The sequence below is a fragment of the Pararhizobium sp. LjRoot235 genome, from assembly GCF_964254145.1.
Taxonomy (GTDB): Bacteria; Pseudomonadota; Alphaproteobacteria; order Rhizobiales; family Rhizobiaceae; genus Pararhizobium.
This window is the reverse complement of the sequence record NZ_CAXUSP020000002.1, coordinates 225,240-242,377: the sequence shown is the minus strand read 5'-3', so window position 1 is coordinate 242,377 and position 17,138 is coordinate 225,240. Positions and strand designations below refer to the sequence as shown.

The window sequence follows — 17,138 nt, the reverse complement described above, 5'->3', positions numbered from 1 at the left end:
TTTTGCAGAGCAGCCATGCGCTATGCGCGTAGCGGATGGCTCCTCCGCCCATAAATCGATTGAGCATTGCTGAAAACGAATAACACTCCTAAACCGGGTTTTTATCGATTTCAGCACTTATTCGGCGGCCAGGGACGCCGGATAGATCGCCTCCTGCTCCTGTTCCTCGCTTGTCTGCTCAGGCTCGGCGACATGTTTCGTCGGCTCCTTGCCGAAGAACAGGGCATAGCCTGCCGGCAGCACGAGGATCGTCAGCACCGTGGCAACGAGGATGCCGCCCATCATGGCGAAAGCGAGCGGACCCCAGAAGACTCCCCGCGAAATCGGGATCAGCGCCAGCACTGCAGTCATTGCCGTCAGCACGATCGGCCGGAAACGGCGCACGGCCGAACCGATGATTGCCTCCGATCGTTCCATGCCGGCTGCGATATCCTGGTCGATCTGGTCGACTAGGATGATCGAGTTGCGCATGATGATGCCGAGCAGCGCAATGACGCCGAGGATGGCGACGAAGCCGAAGGGGGCGCCACTGATCAAAAGCGCTGCAGCCGCACCGATGATGCCGAGCGGGCCGGTCGCCAGCACCAGCATTGCCTTGCCGAAATGCTGCAGCTGGATCATCAACAGCACGACGATGACGGCAAGCATGACCGGCGCCTTGTCGGCGATCGACTGCTGGCTTTCGGCGGAATCTTCGGCACCGCCCTGGATCTCGACCGTATAGCCCGGTGCCAGACTATCGCGCAGCGGCTTCAGGTCGGCATACATCTTCAGCGCGACGTCGTTTGGTTGCACGCCGTCCGGCAATGTGCCGCGCACGGTAATCGTCGGCAGGCGGTTACGCCGCCATTCGATACCCTGTTCCAGAACCGGGACGACCTTGGCGACCTGCGACAGCGGCACGAAGCCGCCGAAATCCGTCGGGATGTAGACCGAATCCACCGAGGACAGCAGATGGCGGCTTGCCTCCGGCTCGCGCGCGACGATGGAAACGGTCTCCTCACCATTGCGGAAATTATCGAGCGGCGCACCACTCATGGCGGCTTGCAGCATCTGGCGGATACGTTGCGACGTTACACCGAGTGCGCGGGCGCGATCCTGATCGATGACCAGCTTCATCGCCGGCACCGGCTCCAGCCAGTCGTCGTGGATGGCGCCGAGCTTAGGGTTTTCGGCGAACTTCGCCTTGACCTGATCGGCGATCCGGCGGACCTCCGCGCGATCCGGACCCATGACCCGCATCTGGACCGGCCAGCCGGTCGGCGGCCCAAGGAACAGGCGATCGACCTTGCTGCGGATCGATGGGAAGTCCTCGGCAAGGATGGTCCGCAGCTTGACGATCAGCCGCTCGCGGGCCGGTTCGTCGTTGGCCATGACGAGAAGCTGGGCGAAGTTCGGATTGCGCAACTGTTGGTCGAGGGGCAGGAAGAAGCGCGGCGCACCTTCGCCGATATAGGTGGCGATGAACTTCCTGTCCGGATCATCCATCATTTTCGCTTCCAGCGCCTTGGCTTGAGCCTCGACCTGCCTGATGCTTGCGCCTTCCGGCAGCCAGAGATCGACAAGGATTTCAGGCCTTGAGGACTGCGGGAAGAAGTTCTTCGGGATGAACTGGAACGCCCAGAGGCTGGTTGCGAAGGTAACGAGCGTCAGAGCGAGAACGATGACGCGATGACGCACGGCCCAGCCGACGGTGGCGCGCAGGCGGCGATAGAAGCGGGTATCGAAGACGTCGTGATGGTTGCCAGCGTGCTGGCGCTGCTTGAGGATCATATAGCCGAGCCATGGCGTGAAATAGACGGCGACAAACCACGACACGACGAGCGCAATGCCGACGACATAGAACAGCGATCGAACATATTCGCCGGCCGTCGAAGCGGCAAAGCCGACGGGGATGAAACCGGCGGTGGTGATCAACGTGCCGGTCAGCATCGGGAAAGCCGTCGAGGAATAGGCGAAACTTGCCGCGTCGACCTTGTGCAGCCCTTCCTCGAGCTTGCGCTCCATCATCTCGACGACGATCATCGCGTCGTCAACGAGCAGGCCAAGCGCGATGATCAGGGCGCCGAGCGAGATGCGCTGCAAGTCGATGCCGAACTCGTACATGATGGCGAAGGTGGCAGCGAGCACCAGTGGGATGGCGATCGCGATCACCAGACCGGAGCGCCAGCCAATCGACAGGAAGGAGACGACCAGCACGATGACCAGCGCTTCGCCGAGCGCTTTCATGAACTCGTTGACCGCCTCGGTCACGACTTCGGGCTGGTTGGAAATTTGCTCGACCTTGACGCCGTAGGGCAGCGCGGTCTCGAAACGCTTGTAGGTTTCCTCGACGGCGGCGCCAACATCGGTCACCTTGAAGCCCTTGGCCATGACCACACCAAGCTGGACGCTGTCTTCCCCGTTGAAGCGGTATTTGCGCTGATAGGGCTCTTCGAGCCCGGAGGAAACGGTGGCGATATCACCAAGACGGGTCACCTGATCGCCGGTCTTAAGCCGCAGTTCACGGATGTCCGATACCCGTGTGACGCCGCCGTTGACAGCAATCCGGACGGAGCGGCTTCCGGTATCGACGGAGCCTGCCGGATCGACATTGTTCTGCCCCTTGATGGCATTCTGCACGTCGGTCAGCGTCAGCCCACGTTCGGCGAGCACCTTGGAGGAGATATCGATATAAATCTTCTCCGCCTGGTCGCCGATAATCACGGCCTTCTCGACGCCGGGTGTCGTCAGCAACATGTCGCGCGCCTGGACCGCGAATTTCTTCAACTCGGGATAGCTGTAACCGTCGCCGCTCAGCGCGTGAAGCGTGATGAACGTATCGCCGAACTCGTCGTTGAAATAGGGCCCGAGCAGGCCCTGCGGCAGCTCGTTTTCGATATCGCCGACCTTCTTGCGAACCTGGTAGAAGGCGTCGGCAACCTGCTCGGCATTGGTGTCGCCCTTGACCTGCAGTGTGATGATCGTGCTGCCGGCGCGGGTGTAGGAGCGGACGAAATCGAGATGCGGCGTCTCCTGCAGCTTGCGCTCGATCTTGTTGACGACCTGGTCTTCCATCTCCTCTATCGAGGCGCCTGGCCAGATCGCCTGCACGACCATCACCCGGAAGGTGAAATCCGGGTCTTCCTTCTGGCCCATGCGCATCAGGCCGAGAATACCGGTGATGAGGATCAGGCCGAACAGGAAGCGCGCAATACTCGGATGCTCGATCGCCCAGCGGGAGAGGTTGAAGGACTGCTTCTGGTCGGTGGACATCGGCTTCGTTCCGTTCTCGATCAAACCGGGTTCAACGCGTCAGCGTGGCTTTATCGGCTGCGGCCGATTGCTGGCTGGCGATACCTTCGAGCTTCACCTTGAGGCCTTCGGTCATGAACTGCGTGCCGGCGGAAACGACGACGTCGCCGGGCTTCAGCCCTTCGGCAATACGCACGCCATCTCCGGTGAAATCGGCAATCTTGACCGCGCGGGCATGCACGGTTTCGGCGGTGCGATCGACCGTCCAGACGATCGGCTGATCATCCTTCTTGCCAAGAGCGCTCAAGGGGACGGAGACAAGTTGGCGCGCGCTGTCAGCGTCAGCCTCGATATTGGCGGTCATACCCAGCAGCACCCTGGGATCGTTCGGCAGGCTGACGCGGACAGCGAAGGTGCGCGACTGCGGATCGGCACTGCCTGCGACTTCCCGCACCCTCCCCTGCAGCGTCAGGGCGGCATCCGACCAGAAGCTGGCTTTCACCGGTTTTCCCGGCTGGAACTGGGCGATGTTCAGTTCCGGTATAGCGATCAGCACTTCCTTTTCACCATCGACAGCGACGGTGACAACCGGCGTTCCCGAACTGACGACCTGACCGACATCGGCATTGATAGCGGTGACGATGCCGTTCCGGTCCGACTTCAAATCGGTGTAGCTGACCTGGTTCTTTGCCTGATCGAGAACAGAGCGGGCAGAATCGCGCGTGGCAACCGCCTGATTGTAGCTCAGCACCGCCTGTTCCAGCTGTGACTTCGGCGAGACGTTCTTGGCAAAAAGCTGTTCGGCACGGATGCGAGCCAGCTCCGTGGTCTCGACTTGCCGCTCGGCCGCATCGAGGCTCGCCTTGGCGCTGCGCACGGAAAGCTCGTAGTCGGCAGGGTCGATGCGGGCAAGCAAAACGCCGGCCTTAACCCTCTCGCCGATATCGACGAGACGTTCGCTGATCTTGCCGTTGATCCTAAAGCCAAGGTTCATTTCGACGCGGGCGCGCACCGATCCGGAGTAGTTGAGCATGCGGGTGTTATTCGCCTGCGCGATCTCGATCACCTTGACTGGGCGGACAGCTTCCTTGGTCTCGGCTTTCTCCTCGGCGCAACCGGCAAGCGTGAGGAGCGCGGCAGCAAAAAGGGTAACGGAAGACATCGGAAGGCGGGTACGGCTGGGCGAAGACATTTCGCACTCCTGAATAAAGAAACAGAAACAATTACCAACGGGGCCGCCGGGCGGCGGCGTTCATCTCAAGGCTTTGATTGCAAATTCAACAAGTTCCTCGGGCGTCGCCCGGTTCTGCTTGGCAAGACACTGCGCCACCATCTGCGGATGGCACAGGTTGACTGTCGCAGCGCCGAGGCAGCGGGCCGCGACGGCAGCGTCCTGCTCGGCAAATTCACCGGCCTGAATGCCCTGCCAGATAATCCCCTCGACCACCCCATGCATCCGGTCGAGGTGTTTTTCGATGACATGCCAGTCGCGCTCGATGGCGACAACGACCATTTCGTGCACTTTTTCCTGATCGAGCATCGCCGTCAGAACAAGCTGATGCTGCGTATGCAGATACTTGCGCAGGCGGTCGGCGGCGCTGATCGGCAGACGGGAGATTTCAAGAGCCTGCTGATAGCTGCCCGCGAGCATACGCCCGCACACGGCCTGATGGATCTCCGTCTTGGAGGCAAAGAAGCGGTAGATGTTGGCCGGCGACATGCCGAGATCCCGCGCAACGTCGGCGACGGTGGTCTTGGAGTAGCCATAGTGCCGGAAAAGCCGCTCCGCCGAATCGAGGATTCGGGTGATGTTTTCCTGCCGGTTGGCTTCGATGCTGTCGGCGACGTCATTCATCTTGGACACGCTTTCGATTTACGACTGACGAATTTTGATTTTCGTCAGTCGTAAATCGAAAGCGTGTCCATGTCAACGGGAGAGACGATCACTATTACGAGGCTGGCTGCGCTGGATTTGCTCGACGCTGCACAGCCCAACCACCAGAACGCTGGCAAAGCGGCGTTTTGGCCGAGATATGCCGGCCTTTGGAATGCACGACATGACGGCCAGACGATTGGACGTCCCTCCTCATCGGCGGAGCAACCTGATAGGACAACCGTGCACGAGGTCACGGCGCTGATGACTGCCGGTCGTGGCATCGACAGCGTTGCAGAACAGCCGCGGATGAAGCACGCTGCAGATTCTATTTGTTGAATGGACGGCAACGACTGGAACTTTCCGCGGCCACTGGGAATTTCTGGCATGCAGATTCCAAGGGAGGAACACTATGTTCGCGAAGCCCAGCTTCTTTTCCAGATTTTCCGGAAGCGTCGCAGAATTGACCGGCAAGCCGGCAACGTTCGCCATTGCCCTTACCGGCGTTATCCTCTGGGCCGTTACAGGTCCATTTTTCGGCTTTTCAGAGACGTGGCAACTCGTCGTCAACACGGCAACGACGATCATCACCTTTCTGATGGTCTTCGTATTACAAAACTCGCAGAACCGGGACAGCAGGGCGGTTCAAGCGAAACTCGACGAGCTGATCCTCACCGGCGACGCGGAAAATCGTTTCATGGGTATCGAACATCTCGATGAGGAGGAACTGAAGCGGTTGACGCGGCTCTTGAGGGAAGCGGCCGAGAGCGAACCGGATCACGTCCTTGCCGGAAAAGTCGATCACATCATCCGGGATCGCCGGACCAAGCTGAAAAAGAGGTATAGGTAAACGGAAGGGCGACCGCTCAACTGTTGAAATTGTCCGGCTCATGGACGTTTCCTGCCCCCAGCCTTTTCGCAGCCCAAGGCGAACTCAAAAGCGTAATATGCATTCCCATGTGAGGAGAAGATCATGAGCCGAGCATTTACAAGAGAAATCGACGACGCACCTCCCCCGCCCGTTCCGGAGCGCCAGATCAGCGCAGCCCGCAATCTCGTAACGCCGAGTGGCGCACGTCAGATTGAACAGGCGATCGCAACGCTGAGCCAGCAAATCGAAGCAAGCGGCGACAGCGATGTGCTAGCCGCTCTCAAGCGCGACCTGCGATACTGGCATGCACGCCATGCCAGTATGGAGATCGTCGAGCCTAGCAGAACGCCGGCGGTCGTCATGTTCGGAACACATGTCACCATCAAACGCGGCGGCAAGACCAAACCGCTTCACATCGTCGGCGAGGATGAGGCCGATCCGGCAGCCGGCGCAATTGCCTGGACATCGCCGCTTGCGCGAGCGCTGGAGGGCGCAAGTGCCGGCGATGTCGTCGAGTTCGAAGCGGCCGGACGCCAAGAGGAAATCGTCGTCCTGTCCGTAACCGGAGCTTCGCGATGAGGGACCTACTGGGCGACGGAATGTGCCGGTAAAGCTGCGCCTTCGTTGATTTGATCCGGAAAATGCGCAAAGACCGTGGCGCCGGACAATCGGGGACATGATTTGGAAACCACGCTCTATTTGCCGATCAAGCGCTTTCTCGAGGCTGCCGGCTACAGCGTCAAGGGCGAAATCGCCGGCTGCGATGTCGTGGGCTTGAGCCCGGATGAACCGCCAGTCGTCGTCATTTGCGAACTCAAGCTCAGCTTCAATCTCGAACTCATCCTGCAGGCCGTCGACAGGGCATCGGCCAGCGACGAAGTGTGGATTGCCGCCCGGGTTTCGGCCAGGGGAAAGGGACGCGAAAGCGACCGCCGCTATCGCGATCTCTGCCGCCGCCTCGGCTTCGGCATGCTCGGCGTTTCCGACAACGGCACGGTCGATGTCATCGTCAGTCCGATCGCGCTGATGCCGCGCAAGAATGCGCGTAAACGATCCCGCCTCGTCGACGAGCACAGGCGCCGGAAAGGCGATCCGGCCATTGGCGGCAGCACAAGGGCGCCGATCATGACGGCCTACCGGCAGCAGGCGCTTATCTGCGCCGGCGCCCTGCAGGACGGACCTCTGCGCCCGAAGGACTTGAAGGCCATCGCGCCCAGGGCAGCGAATATTCTGCGCGACAATGTCTATGGCTGGTTCACACGCATTGACCGCGGTATATATGGACTGACCGCTGCGGGCACCGAAGCACTGATCCGCTGGCCGATATTGCCGGCGACAGAGGGTGTCAAGGCCGCGGCAGAGTAGTCGAGATGCGGCTCTTGAGGTCCAGTAGGCGAACCGCAAATTCTCGGCTTCTCGGAAAATTCAGGCGCCCAAGCTGCGTCATCGTTGGGGCCTGATATCTTTAGCGGCCCCTGTTCGAGGGCCGCTAAATTGCTTCGAACGGAAATTGCACGCGATTGCAGAGCGCTGATATGGAGACGGCGTTGACGTCAGAGAATTTCCGACAACCTCGACTATGAAACAGACATCCCTGCGGCAATCGGAAGGGCCATACCCATGACATCGCAGATATCCGAGCTCGACGCGCGGTTCGCGCTGGCGCAGGCCATCGCCAAGGAAGCAGGCGCCGTCGCGCTCGGCTATTTCAACCAGCGCGAAACGCTGGTGGTTGAAACCAAGCGTGACCTGCAGGACGTCGTCTCGATTGCCGACCGCGAAGTGGAGAGCCTGATCCGGGCGCGGGTCGCGGAGGTTCATGCCGGCGATGGCTTCCTCGGAGAGGAGTTCGGTCTTGTCGCGGGGCATTCCGGTTACACCTGGGTAGTCGATCCGATCGACGGCACCAGCCCCTTCGTCAACGGCATGCCGAACTGGTGTGTTTCGATCGCGATACTGCACGACGGCGAACCGGTGATCGGCGTCATCTGCGCACCTTGCCATGACGAACTCTATGCCGGCGCTTTCGGCAGGGGCGCGACTCTCAACGGCAATTTGCTCAAGCTCGATCCATCCCGCACCATTCGCAACGCCGTTACAGGCATCGGTGCGAACACCTACGTGACGCCGGCCTTCGTTGCGAAGACGGTCGAAAAGCTGCTTGAGGCAGGCGGCAACTTCATCCGCAACGGCTCCGGCGCGCTGATGCTCGCCTATGTCGCCGCCGGACGCCTGGTTGGCTACTACGAGCCCTACATGCACGCCTGGGACTGCCTTGCCGGCTATTGTCTCGTCAGGGAAGCCGGCGGCTGGGTTCACCCCTTCCCCGTCGACGACGAGCACCTGACCAAGGGTGCGCCGGTGCTTGCTGCCGCACCTGGAGCGATCGATGATCTGAAGGCAATTGCTGGAGTGTAAACAGCCACACCGCCGCATCTGATCCTGACTCATCGCCGTTTCCCGCTGTGAGCGTCAGCTTCGTGCTGCCGCCATCGCGAGTTGCCTGCCGGCCCTTCGTCCTTCCTTCAATCGGAATCGATTTAAGGATGAAATTGTGCAGCAGTTGCAAAGTATTATAGCGCCCTTTGCGCATCATATTTGACGCGCGCCACCATGATGCCGGGTAGAAACGCGCCCCATTCTGGACAACAGGATGACGGGCAGGATGCCGATGGCGACAATGGCGAGAGCGGCGATCGACGCCTCCTCATAGGTGCCCCTCGCCGCTTCGCCATAGAGATGCGTCGCGAAGGTTTCGACATTGAGCGGGCGCAGCAGCAGCGTCGCAGGAAGTTCCTTGACGCAATCCACGAACACCAGCAAGCCGGCGGCGGTGATCGCCGCCTTCGACAGCGGCAGATGGACATATCGGAAGGTACCCGCCTTCGATTGACCCAAGGTCCGGGCGGCGTGATCGAAGGAGATGGGGATGCGTGTCAACCCCGCCTCTATGCCGCCGGCCGAGATGGCAAGAAATCGCACCGTATAGGCATAGAGCAGCGCTGCACTCGACCCCATGACCAGCAAGCCTGTTGAAATGCCGAACCAGGCGATCGCCGTGCGGTCCACAAAGCGGTCAAATGTTCCCAGCACGATCAGAATTCCGATCGCGACGACCGTACCGGGAGCGGCATAGCCGAGCGTCGAGAGACGGTGAAACCAAGATGACGCGGCACCAGGGCGCAGACGGCCGGCATAGGCGACAAGCAGGCCGAAAAGAACCGTCATGACCGTTGCAAAGGCCGCCAGGCCTATGGTGTTGACGGCTTCGGTGAGGAACCGAGGCGAAAGCCCGGCAAACTCCACCCTTTTCAAGGCTTCGACGACGAGATAGGCCGCCGGTGCAGCGAAGCCTGCAAGGATGGGCAAAAGCCCGGTGAAAAACAGGAACAAGCCTTTTGCCAGGGAAACGCGTCGGGGTTCGAAAGCGCGGTTGCGCTGCGCGCTGGAAGAGTAGCGTTGCTTTCCCCTCGCCCATCTTTCCCACCCCACCAGGGCCACGACAATCGCAAGCAAGGCCAAGGCGATCTGCGCGGCCCCCGGCAGATCGGACCGGGTGACCCAGGTGGTGTAGATGGAGACGGTCAATGTCCGCACGCCGAGAAACTCGGACGCGCCAATATCGTTGAGCGTTTCCATCAGCGCGAGACTGACGCCGACGGCAACCGCTGGCCGCGCCAGCGGCAGAGCAACGTGCCAGAAGATCGCGCGCCGGGAAATGCCGAGTGTTCGAGCAGCCTCGATCAGATTGGCGGATTGCGTCAGGAACATCGCCCGTACCGGAACATAGACGTAAGGATAGAGCACGAAACCCAGAAGCAGGATAGCACCCGTCATCGAGCGCAGATCCGGCAGGCGAAACTGCCTTGGGCTGGAATAGCCGAGCAGCCATCGCACCGCCCCCTGAACCGGCCCGATCGGATGCAGGATGTCGAGATAGGCATAGGCGATGATGTAGGTCGGCACGGCAAGCGGCAGCAACAGTGCCCATTCGAGCAGCCGGCGGCCCGGAAAGGTATAGGCCGTGACCAGCCAGGCCGTCGTCGTGCCGATAATGGCGGTGATCAAGCCCACACCAAGGAGGAGAATGATCGTATCCATGAGGGCGACGGGCAGGACGGTCGAGATGAGGTGCGACCACAGGCCTGCGGATCCCTGCACCGCCTGCAGCAAGAGCGCCACGAACGGCAGCATGACGAAACCGGCGATCGCGCCCGCGCAGACCAGCCACCTGGACCCAGTGGAGCGCCGGTGCCGGCTTCCTGCGGCGCTGGTCATCAAGGCAAATCCATTTCGTCAGCGAGAAGGCGCCCGCATTCACGGCGGGCGCCTTCTCGTTTTTAGTTGTCGAAGCCGACCTTGTCGACCAGTTCGCTTGCCTGCTTACGATAGCTGACGATTTCCGTCAAAGGTTTCGGATCGATCTTCAATTCACCGAAGGATGCAATGATCGGGTCGGCCGCAGCACCCGCCTTCACCGGATATTCGAAATTCGCTTCGGCGTAGATCTTCTGGGCCTCGTCGGAGACGAGGTATTCCAGGAGCTTTACGGCTTCGGCCTTGTTCGGCGCATGTTTTGCGACGGCAGCGCCGCTGACGTTGACCTGCGTTCCACCATCCTTGAAGGTCGGCAGGATGACCTTGATGGCGTTGCCCCAGGCAACCTGCTCTTCGCCGCCCTTGCCCGAGCGCATCAGACCAACATAGTAGGAATTGGCAACCGCGATATCGCAAATGCCGCCGAGAATGTCCTTGGCGCCGTCGCGATCACCGCCGGCTGCCTTGCGAGCCAGGTTGTCCTTGACGCCGGAGAGCCATTTTTCCGTCTCTTCAACGCCGTAGTGGGCGATGTAATCGGCAAAAAGCGCGGTGTTGTACGGATGCTGGCCGGAACGAATGCAGACCTTGCCCTTCCATTTCGGATCGGCCAGATCCTCGTAGTTGAAGGCTGCGAGATCGAGATCCTTTGAGGCATAAAGGACGCGGGCGCGCATGGACAGCGCAAACCAGTTGCCTTTCGCATCGCGCAACTGCTCTGGGATCGACTGCGTCAAAACAGCCGACTCGACCGGCTGTGTGACGCCCTTCTCGACGAGATCGACGAGATTTCCCGCATCTACCGTCATCAGGATATCGGCCGGCGAACCCTCGCCTTCGGCCGCGACGCGCTCGACCAGGCCATCCTTGAGGAAGACCGTGTTGACCTTGGTACCCGTCGCGGCGGTGAAGGCGTCCAGCAGCGGCTGGATCAGGCCCGGCTCGCGGGTTGTGTAGATATTGAGCTCCGCAGCCGACACCGCGCCTGTGCTGAACAGCAAGGTGGTTGCGAGCAGTGCGGACTTTGCGATGGCCAGTGTGGTCATTTAATCCTCCCGATGAACCGTGCTGCACTTTCGAGCATTAATGGAGGAAAAAAGTCAAGTTCAGAAGGCAGGTTTTACGGTAAAAGACCGCTCGGGCTCGATCGGGTTTCCATGGTCCCCTGCTCAGGTAGCGGCAAATGCCAGGCAACCCTCCGGCAAGATGGCCAAGCCGACGGTGTCTGTGGCAGCATCCAGACGCTGCATCGTTCGAACCAGGAGCGGCTGCTCCAGACCCTCCACTTTGACGGCGAGCTGCTCGACATCGCCAAGAAAAACACGGCTGTAGACATGGCCGCTGACGTCTGCGGGCTCCCGCGACACCGAAATTCCCTGTGGGCGGATGTAGAGCGTCGTGGGGCTGCCTTCGCCAAGATCCAGCCTCTGGGCAAACCGGCCGATCGCCGTTTCGACATGACCTTGGCGGTAGACGCCGGGAACCTTGTTGAAGGCGCAGAAGAACTCAGCGGCATAAGGGTTCACCGGCCTGTCATGCAGGTCGTAGCCCGACCCGGTCTGGACGATCTGTCCGGCCCTCATCAGAACAACCCTGTCGCCCGCCGAAAGGGCTTCTTCCGGGTCATGGGTAACCATGATAACCGTTGTGCCGAGGTTTCTCAGAAGCGACAGCGTTTCATCGCGAACCCTGTCCCGAAGGCCGCGATCAAGGTTGGAAAACGGCTCGTCCATCAGCAGGATATCCGGCTGGGGCGCCAGCGCGCGGGCGAGCGCGGCGCGTTGCTGTTCGCCGCCGGACAGCATATGCGGATAGCGGGCCTTCAGATGCTCTATGCCGATATGTTCGAGAATTTCGGCGACCCTATGGGCGGCAGACTTTTTCGGCCGGCCCCTGAGACCGAACAGGATGTTCTGCTCGACGGTCAGATGAGGAAAGAGCGCGTAGTCCTGGAAAACGAAACCGATCCTGCGGTCCTCCGGCTCCACGAAGGTTGAAGGACCCGAAACTTCGTCCCCGTTCAACAGGATGCGGCCGGCATCGATCATATCGACGCCTGCGATCATTCTCAGCAATGTCGATTTCCCGCAGCCGGAACGGCCAACGAGACAGATGATCTCGCCGGACCCGATCGTCAACGATACGTCGTCCAGGGCGACGGTCTTTCCAAACCTGCGGCTTACATTGCAAAGCTCGAGCGCAAAATCTTTTGCTGCCGCAACCATCTCTCCTCCGTCTCGGTTCAATGCGCCAAGGTCCTGCAAAAACACCTATGCCCCCGCCGATAACTTGACAATAGCATTCATGCATTTCATAGGGAGCAAATCCACCTCCCTTTCCTCTATCGTACTGATCGCTTACCATGGCACCGCTCTTTACGTCCGCGCTGGCAAATTGGGGCGATGCGCCGGCACTGCTTTTCCCAGACCGCGACCCGATCACCTATCGGGAGCTGGCTGATCGCGTCAGCCGGAAATCCGCGGCATTCGGTCCGGGGAAAATGCTGGTCGCGGTGGAGGCGGCGCAATCCGAGCATGCCATCATCGGCTATCTCGCAGCGCTTCAGGCCGGCCACGCCGTCGTCATGATCCCTCCGGACGATCGGGCGCAAGGTGCAATCATAGAAGAGGCCTTTGCGCCCGACATCAGCTTGCGCCAGAGAGGCGGGCGGTGGGAGATGACCGGGTCGCTCTGCAGCCGCGGCGAGGTCGGCGTTCCACCCCATCCCGACATGGCGCTTCTGCTCATGACATCCGGAAGCACGGGTCGCGCCAAGGCTGTAAGGCTCTCGCACCAGAACCTGGATGGGAATGCGGCGTCGATTGCGCAGTATCTCGGGCTGACACCATGCGACCGCAGCTGCATGGTGCTGCCCTTGCATTATTGCTACGGACTATCCGTGCTGCATTCGCATATTTGCGCCGGTGCGAGCCTCTATTTCCCGAAGATTCCGATATCGGATCCGCGGTTCTGCGAGCGGCTGGAACTGGCCGGATGCACGAATTTCTCCGGGGTGCCCTATTCCTATGAGCTTTTGGAAAGCATCGATTTCCGCAACAAGCTGCCCGCGTCCCTGCGGTTCATGACCGTCGCCGGCGGTCGGCTTTCGCCCGATATCATCCGCCGCTACAATCGCCTGATGCGCGAGAACGGCGGCGCATTCTTCGCGATGTACGGACAGACCGAAGCCACGGCGCGGCTGGCCTACGTGCCGCCTGATCAGCTTGACGGCAACGAGGATCGGATCGGCATTGCGATCCCCGGCGGTGCGCTGACACTGGACGACGAAGAAGGACGGTCGATCCTGTCGCCGCGGCAGCCCGGCGAACTCGTCTATCGCGGCCCGAACGTCATGATGGGATATGCAAGCGCGCGCCGAGACCTGGCGCACGGCCGCGAGCTCGACTGCCTGAAAACCGGCGACCTCGCCGAACTCGACGATCAGGGGCTTTTTCGCATCTGCGGGCGCCTGAAGCGCATTTCGAAGATCGCGGGTCTGAGAATTAGCCATGACGCGATGGAGGAGGCGCTTGAGAAACATGGGATTCGCGCTGCCGTCGTCGGCGATGACCAGGCAATCCACGCCTATTGCGCCGGTCCTGCCGAAGAACTTGCGGTAAACCGCATCTTGGCTGCGGCAAGCGGGCTCACCTTGCTGCAAGTCGGCGCCACGTCGCGGGCGAAACTGCCACGCCTTTCATCGGGCAAGATCGATTATGGCCGGCTGACGGCGCAATTTTCCGCGAAGAACACCGAAAGCGACAACCGTCAAGAAACCGTCCAGGAGGTTTTCGCGCAGCTCTTCTACCCGGCCCGGGTCGGCCCGCGGGACAGCTTTCTGTCGCTGGGCGGGGATTCGCTGCGTTTCGTCCAGCTTTCGATCGCGCTGGAGCGCATCCTCGGTGAAGCGCCGCCGAATTGGGAAAAGCTTTCCGTTTCGGAATTGGCTCGCAGGGTCAAGCGCACTGAAACGGCGCCAAAACTGGAGGCTAGCCTTCTCATCCGGGCGCTCGCCATCCTTTTCGTTGTCGTCCAGCACGAGACGCTTTGGCCGATTCCGGGCGGTTCAGCCGCGATGGTTCTGCTTGTCGGCTTCGGAATTGCCCGCTTTCAGTGGCGAGCCGTTACGGATTTCGATATCGTCCGCCTGTTCCGCTCCGCGCTTCCGATCGTGATCCCCTATTATCTTATCGTCGCGGGCTACGCGGTTGCCTGGGGCGAGGTGCCGTGGGCGTCCGTTGTCATGGCCGGCAATTTCGGTTTTGCCGATCCGGAGCGACACACCATGCTTCCCTACCTCTATTGGTTCATCGAAGCTTACTGCCAGATGCTTTTGCTGTTTGCGGGTTTCTTTGCCCTTCCGCCCGTTCGAAAAATGGCCGCAAGGTCACCCTTCTCGTCGGGGCTGGTCCTCCTGGGCGTCGCGCTGCTTGCCCGCCTGATCATTCCCTACCTCTGGCAAATTGGAAACCGGCAGATTTTCACATTGCCGTGGATGCTCTATCTCGCGGCCATCGGTTTTCTGGCGGCTTTCGCGGATACGACCGCGAAGCGGCTGCTGCTGATGGCGGCGGGCACGGCCGTCTTCTGCTTCTTTGCGTTCTACGAAAGCGTCTGGATCGGCACCAGGGTCAAATATTTGCTGCAGATCCCTGTCCTGGCGCTGCTCCTGTTCCTGCCAAGACTGTCGGTGCCGCGCGCGGTGAAAGCGCTCGTCCTGCCGGTCTCCACGGCGGGTTTCCACATCTATCTCCTCCACCGTTTCACGCCGGAACTGCTTCTCCTGCCGTTCTCCGGAAAAATTCCGGCGCCGGTTTTTTCCATACTCTCCATTGTCGGGGGCGTGGTCTTGGGGGTCATCGCATGGTGGACGCAGAAGCAGGTTTTGTCATTCCTCTCCAAACACCGCGACCTCCCCCTCGGGATGACGACTGCTGCACTTCGCCGGCACCCTATGCGCTTTTTGCCAAACGGATTAGCGTGGCGACGGTGACCGCAGGCGGCGGGTTTCGCGGATAGGATCAGCGAGGCATCGCTTGGGCGATGGCCCAGCCGATGTCGCCTCGGCTCCCGTTACGATCGCGACGAATGCTGCATGCCAATTCCCTCCTGAACATGCACGTCAATCCCCGAGAAGTTGGCGGTCGTCACCATCGCGATGGGTGACGAGCTGTTGCTTGATGCGCCGCAGCGTGACCGTCGCCTGCGGTCGGATGTGGTAGGCGACGAGACTGGCAATGATGTCGACGAGCGCGAGATAGGCGATGCGGGTCGAGGTCGGCCGGTAGATGTTGTTGCCTTCCGGCAGATCGACTGCCACGGTGATATCGGCGGCGCGGGACACCGGACTGCCGCTCTGGGTCAACGCAATTGTCGCCACCTTCTGCTCGCGCGCCAGCGTAAAGGAACGTACGAGCTCGGCGTTGCGCCCGGAAAACGACGAGCCGATCAGGACGTCGGTGGGCTTTGCCGCCGCCGCCATCATCAATTGCATGCTGTGGTCGGAACTCGCAGTGACGCGCAATCCGAGGCGAAAAAGCCGGTTCTGCATTTCGCTGGCGATCATCGAGGAATTACCACCGGAGCCGAAGGCATAGATCATATCTGCCGCGGCAAGCCGCGCGGTTGCCTGTTCGATCACCGCAAGATCGAGATTGCGATGCAGCAGGAAAAGCGCGTTCTGCGCCTTGGTGACGATATCCTGTGCCACATCGGCAGGCTCCTGGCTTTTCGGCTCTGGCTTCAGGTAGCGCATGCCGACATAGGCGGTGCGCGCCAGCTGCACCTTGAAATCGGAAAAGCTCTCGCAGCCGAGGCGGCGGCAAAAGCGCGTGACGGTGGGCGGCGAGACATCGGCCTTGCCGGCGAGCTCGATGATCGAGGCATTCACGGCAAATTCGAAATCGGTGAGCAGGATCTCGGCGATACGGCCTTCGGCTTGGGAGAGCTTGGCTTTCTCTTCCTGAAGCGTTGAGAAAATGTCCATTTAAAGTGCACCTTTCATGAGATCGCCGATCGCCCAGCCAGACCCCAATACGGAGGTGCTCGGGTCCATAACCGCCTCGGCAAGAATCGAATCCAGATCCGCGATGGTCTTGTGTTCTGCGGGATGATACCGCCATCGTCCATTGCAACCTGACCGGAAACGAAGCCAGCCATTCGCCTTTACCGCGCAAGCAAACGGAAGCGACTTGCCGCCAGCACCGGTCTGTTCGGCCCCGTAACGATTGATGGGCGTTTCTTCGCCTTGCAAATTATTTTCTTGATCCGTTGACAACGGACCATAGAAAGCGGAATTTTACTAGCGAAAAGCAATCATTATGAAAATAATTTCAATATGGGAGCAAACGTGCGCGATCCTTTCCGCAATCCATTCTCTTCGTCCGACGCAGATCGCCACGCGATCTGGCAAATACTGGTCGAACGCGACATCAATGCCTTCCTCGCCGCCGACTGGTCGAAAGTTGCCGGGGATTTCGTCGAAGAGGGTTTCATCGGCATCGACGGAAAGCGAGAAACGAGCCCTGACAGGTGGCGCCTTGCCTTTCCTTCACTGGATGCCTATTGCAACGAATGGCTGCGTCAAGCAAGGGATTTCGCGCGACAATCCTTCGCCGAAGATCCGCGCACCGCGATCTTCACAATGACGACGCTTGAGGATATCGAGATCGAAGGCGACATGGCGCTGGCCCGCAAGAAGTTCGATGGCAGCCTGAAGAAATCGGATGGCAGCGTCGATATCCTGAAGTGGCAGACACTTTATTATTGCCGCTGGCACGACGGGCGGTGGAAGATCTGCGGTTTCACCGGCTACCTGCCCAATCCGATGGGCTGAACGGCGAC

At 60.4% G+C, this 17,138-nt stretch carries 13 protein-coding genes and 1 pseudogene; 6 read left to right on the top strand and 8 right to left on the bottom strand.

Annotated features, from left to right (window positions below; all coding sequences use genetic code 11):
* Positions 1–117 precede the first annotated feature (117 nt).
* Genes ACSQ2Z_RS21815 through ACSQ2Z_RS21805 form a run of 3 tightly spaced genes read right to left on the bottom strand, consistent with a single transcriptional unit; the run spans position 118 to position 5,089 of the window.
* Entirely contained in the window at positions 118–3,255 is a 3,138-nt protein-coding gene (locus tag ACSQ2Z_RS21815; protein WP_436083347.1) for an efflux RND transporter permease subunit, read from the bottom strand.
* A 31-nt stretch (positions 3,256–3,286) separates the two neighbouring features.
* Positions 3,287–4,426: an efflux RND transporter periplasmic adaptor subunit gene (locus tag ACSQ2Z_RS21810; protein WP_436083346.1), complete on the bottom strand. Its 1,140-nt coding sequence runs from the start codon at positions 4,424–4,426 to the stop codon at positions 3,287–3,289.
* Between the two features lie 60 nt (positions 4,427–4,486).
* The gene (locus tag ACSQ2Z_RS21805) at positions 4,487–5,089 is read right to left on the bottom strand and encodes a TetR family transcriptional regulator (RefSeq protein WP_436083345.1); all 603 of its coding nucleotides are present in this window, start codon (positions 5,087–5,089) and stop codon (positions 4,487–4,489) included.
* Between the two features lie 430 nt (positions 5,090–5,519).
* Between ACSQ2Z_RS21805 and ACSQ2Z_RS21800 the strand changes: the two genes are divergently transcribed.
* The 4 genes from ACSQ2Z_RS21800 to ACSQ2Z_RS21785 all read left to right on the top strand — a co-directional run bounded on the left by ACSQ2Z_RS21800 (position 5,520) and on the right by ACSQ2Z_RS21785 (position 8,396).
* Complete coding sequence (locus ACSQ2Z_RS21800; RefSeq protein WP_436083344.1) at positions 5,520–5,957, top strand: low affinity iron permease family protein; 438 nt, start codon at positions 5,520–5,522, stop codon at positions 5,955–5,957.
* Positions 5,958–6,080: 123 nt separating this feature from the next.
* Positions 6,081–6,557: a GreA/GreB family elongation factor gene (locus tag ACSQ2Z_RS21795; RefSeq protein ID WP_436083343.1), complete on the top strand. Its 477-nt coding sequence runs from the start codon at positions 6,081–6,083 to the stop codon at positions 6,555–6,557.
* Positions 6,558–6,659: 102 nt separating this feature from the next.
* Positions 6,660–7,343, top strand: a complete 684-nt coding sequence (locus ACSQ2Z_RS21790; protein ID WP_436083342.1) for a DUF2161 domain-containing phosphodiesterase — start codon at positions 6,660–6,662, stop codon at positions 7,341–7,343.
* A gap of 255 nt (positions 7,344–7,598) precedes the next feature.
* The gene (locus ACSQ2Z_RS21785) at positions 7,599–8,396 is read left to right on the top strand and encodes an inositol monophosphatase family protein (protein ID WP_436083341.1); all 798 of its coding nucleotides are present in this window, start codon (positions 7,599–7,601) and stop codon (positions 8,394–8,396) included.
* A 174-nt stretch (positions 8,397–8,570) separates the two neighbouring features.
* Here ACSQ2Z_RS21785 and ACSQ2Z_RS21780 read toward each other — a convergent pair whose 3' ends face one another.
* From ACSQ2Z_RS21780 to ACSQ2Z_RS21770, 3 genes are all read right to left on the bottom strand, one after another.
* Positions 8,571–10,172, bottom strand: a complete 1,602-nt coding sequence (locus tag ACSQ2Z_RS21780; protein ID WP_436084120.1) for an ABC transporter permease — start codon at positions 10,170–10,172, stop codon at positions 8,571–8,573.
* Between the two features lie 146 nt (positions 10,173–10,318).
* The gene (locus ACSQ2Z_RS21775; protein ID WP_436083340.1) at positions 10,319–11,341 is read right to left on the bottom strand and encodes a Fe(3+) ABC transporter substrate-binding protein; all 1,023 of its coding nucleotides are present in this window, start codon (positions 11,339–11,341) and stop codon (positions 10,319–10,321) included.
* A 123-nt stretch (positions 11,342–11,464) separates the two neighbouring features.
* The gene (locus tag ACSQ2Z_RS21770) at positions 11,465–12,520 is read right to left on the bottom strand and encodes an ABC transporter ATP-binding protein (protein WP_436083339.1); all 1,056 of its coding nucleotides are present in this window, start codon (positions 12,518–12,520) and stop codon (positions 11,465–11,467) included.
* A gap of 137 nt (positions 12,521–12,657) precedes the next feature.
* Here ACSQ2Z_RS21770 and ACSQ2Z_RS21765 point away from each other — a divergent pair, with 137 nt between their 5' ends.
* Positions 12,658–15,288: an AMP-binding protein gene (locus ACSQ2Z_RS21765; protein WP_436083338.1), complete on the top strand. Its 2,631-nt coding sequence runs from the start codon at positions 12,658–12,660 to the stop codon at positions 15,286–15,288.
* 129 nt (positions 15,289–15,417) lie between these two features.
* On the opposite strand, the gene ACSQ2Z_RS21760 is transcribed toward ACSQ2Z_RS21765, so the two are convergent.
* Together ACSQ2Z_RS21760 and ACSQ2Z_RS21755 are read right to left on the bottom strand one after the other, a co-directional pair.
* Positions 15,418–16,281, bottom strand: coding sequence for a MurR/RpiR family transcriptional regulator (locus tag ACSQ2Z_RS21760; protein ID WP_436083337.1), 864 nt, complete (start codon positions 16,279–16,281; stop codon positions 15,418–15,420).
* A 22-nt stretch (positions 16,282–16,303) separates the two neighbouring features.
* Positions 16,304–16,548, bottom strand: a pseudogene (locus ACSQ2Z_RS21755) (RidA family protein); the annotation flags it as partial.
* Positions 16,549–16,632: 84 nt separating this feature from the next.
* Between ACSQ2Z_RS21755 and ACSQ2Z_RS21750 the strand changes: the two are divergent.
* The gene (locus tag ACSQ2Z_RS21750) at positions 16,633–17,130 is read left to right on the top strand and encodes a hypothetical protein (protein ID WP_436083336.1); all 498 of its coding nucleotides are present in this window, start codon (positions 16,633–16,635) and stop codon (positions 17,128–17,130) included.
* The last annotated feature ends 8 nt before the right edge of the window (positions 17,131–17,138 follow it).

Coding starts and splice junctions, on each gene's coding strand:
- ACSQ2Z_RS21805 (WP_436083345.1), bottom strand. CDS start 5,089: ATGAATGACGTCGCCGACAGCATCGAAGCCAACCGGCAGGAAAACATC.
- ACSQ2Z_RS21775 (WP_436083340.1), bottom strand. CDS start 11,341: ATGACCACACTGGCCATCGCAAAGTCCGCACTGCTCGCAACCACCTTG.
- ACSQ2Z_RS21800 (WP_436083344.1), top strand. CDS start 5,520: ATGTTCGCGAAGCCCAGCTTCTTTTCCAGATTTTCCGGAAGCGTCGCA.
- ACSQ2Z_RS21815 (WP_436083347.1), bottom strand. CDS start 3,255: ATGTCCACCGACCAGAAGCAGTCCTTCAACCTCTCCCGCTGGGCGATC.
- ACSQ2Z_RS21785 (WP_436083341.1), top strand. CDS start 7,599: ATGACATCGCAGATATCCGAGCTCGACGCGCGGTTCGCGCTGGCGCAG.
- ACSQ2Z_RS21760 (WP_436083337.1), bottom strand. CDS start 16,281: ATGGACATTTTCTCAACGCTTCAGGAAGAGAAAGCCAAGCTCTCCCAA.
- ACSQ2Z_RS21780 (WP_436084120.1), bottom strand. CDS start 10,172: ATGCTGCCGTTCGTGGCGCTCTTGCTGCAGGCGGTGCAGGGATCCGCA.
- ACSQ2Z_RS21770 (WP_436083339.1), bottom strand. CDS start 12,520: ATGGTTGCGGCAGCAAAAGATTTTGCGCTCGAGCTTTGCAATGTAAGC.
- ACSQ2Z_RS21810 (WP_436083346.1), bottom strand. CDS start 4,426: ATGTCTTCGCCCAGCCGTACCCGCCTTCCGATGTCTTCCGTTACCCTT.
- ACSQ2Z_RS21765 (WP_436083338.1), top strand. CDS start 12,658: ATGGCACCGCTCTTTACGTCCGCGCTGGCAAATTGGGGCGATGCGCCG.
- ACSQ2Z_RS21750 (WP_436083336.1), top strand. CDS start 16,633: ATGGGAGCAAACGTGCGCGATCCTTTCCGCAATCCATTCTCTTCGTCC.
- ACSQ2Z_RS21795 (WP_436083343.1), top strand. CDS start 6,081: ATGAGCCGAGCATTTACAAGAGAAATCGACGACGCACCTCCCCCGCCC.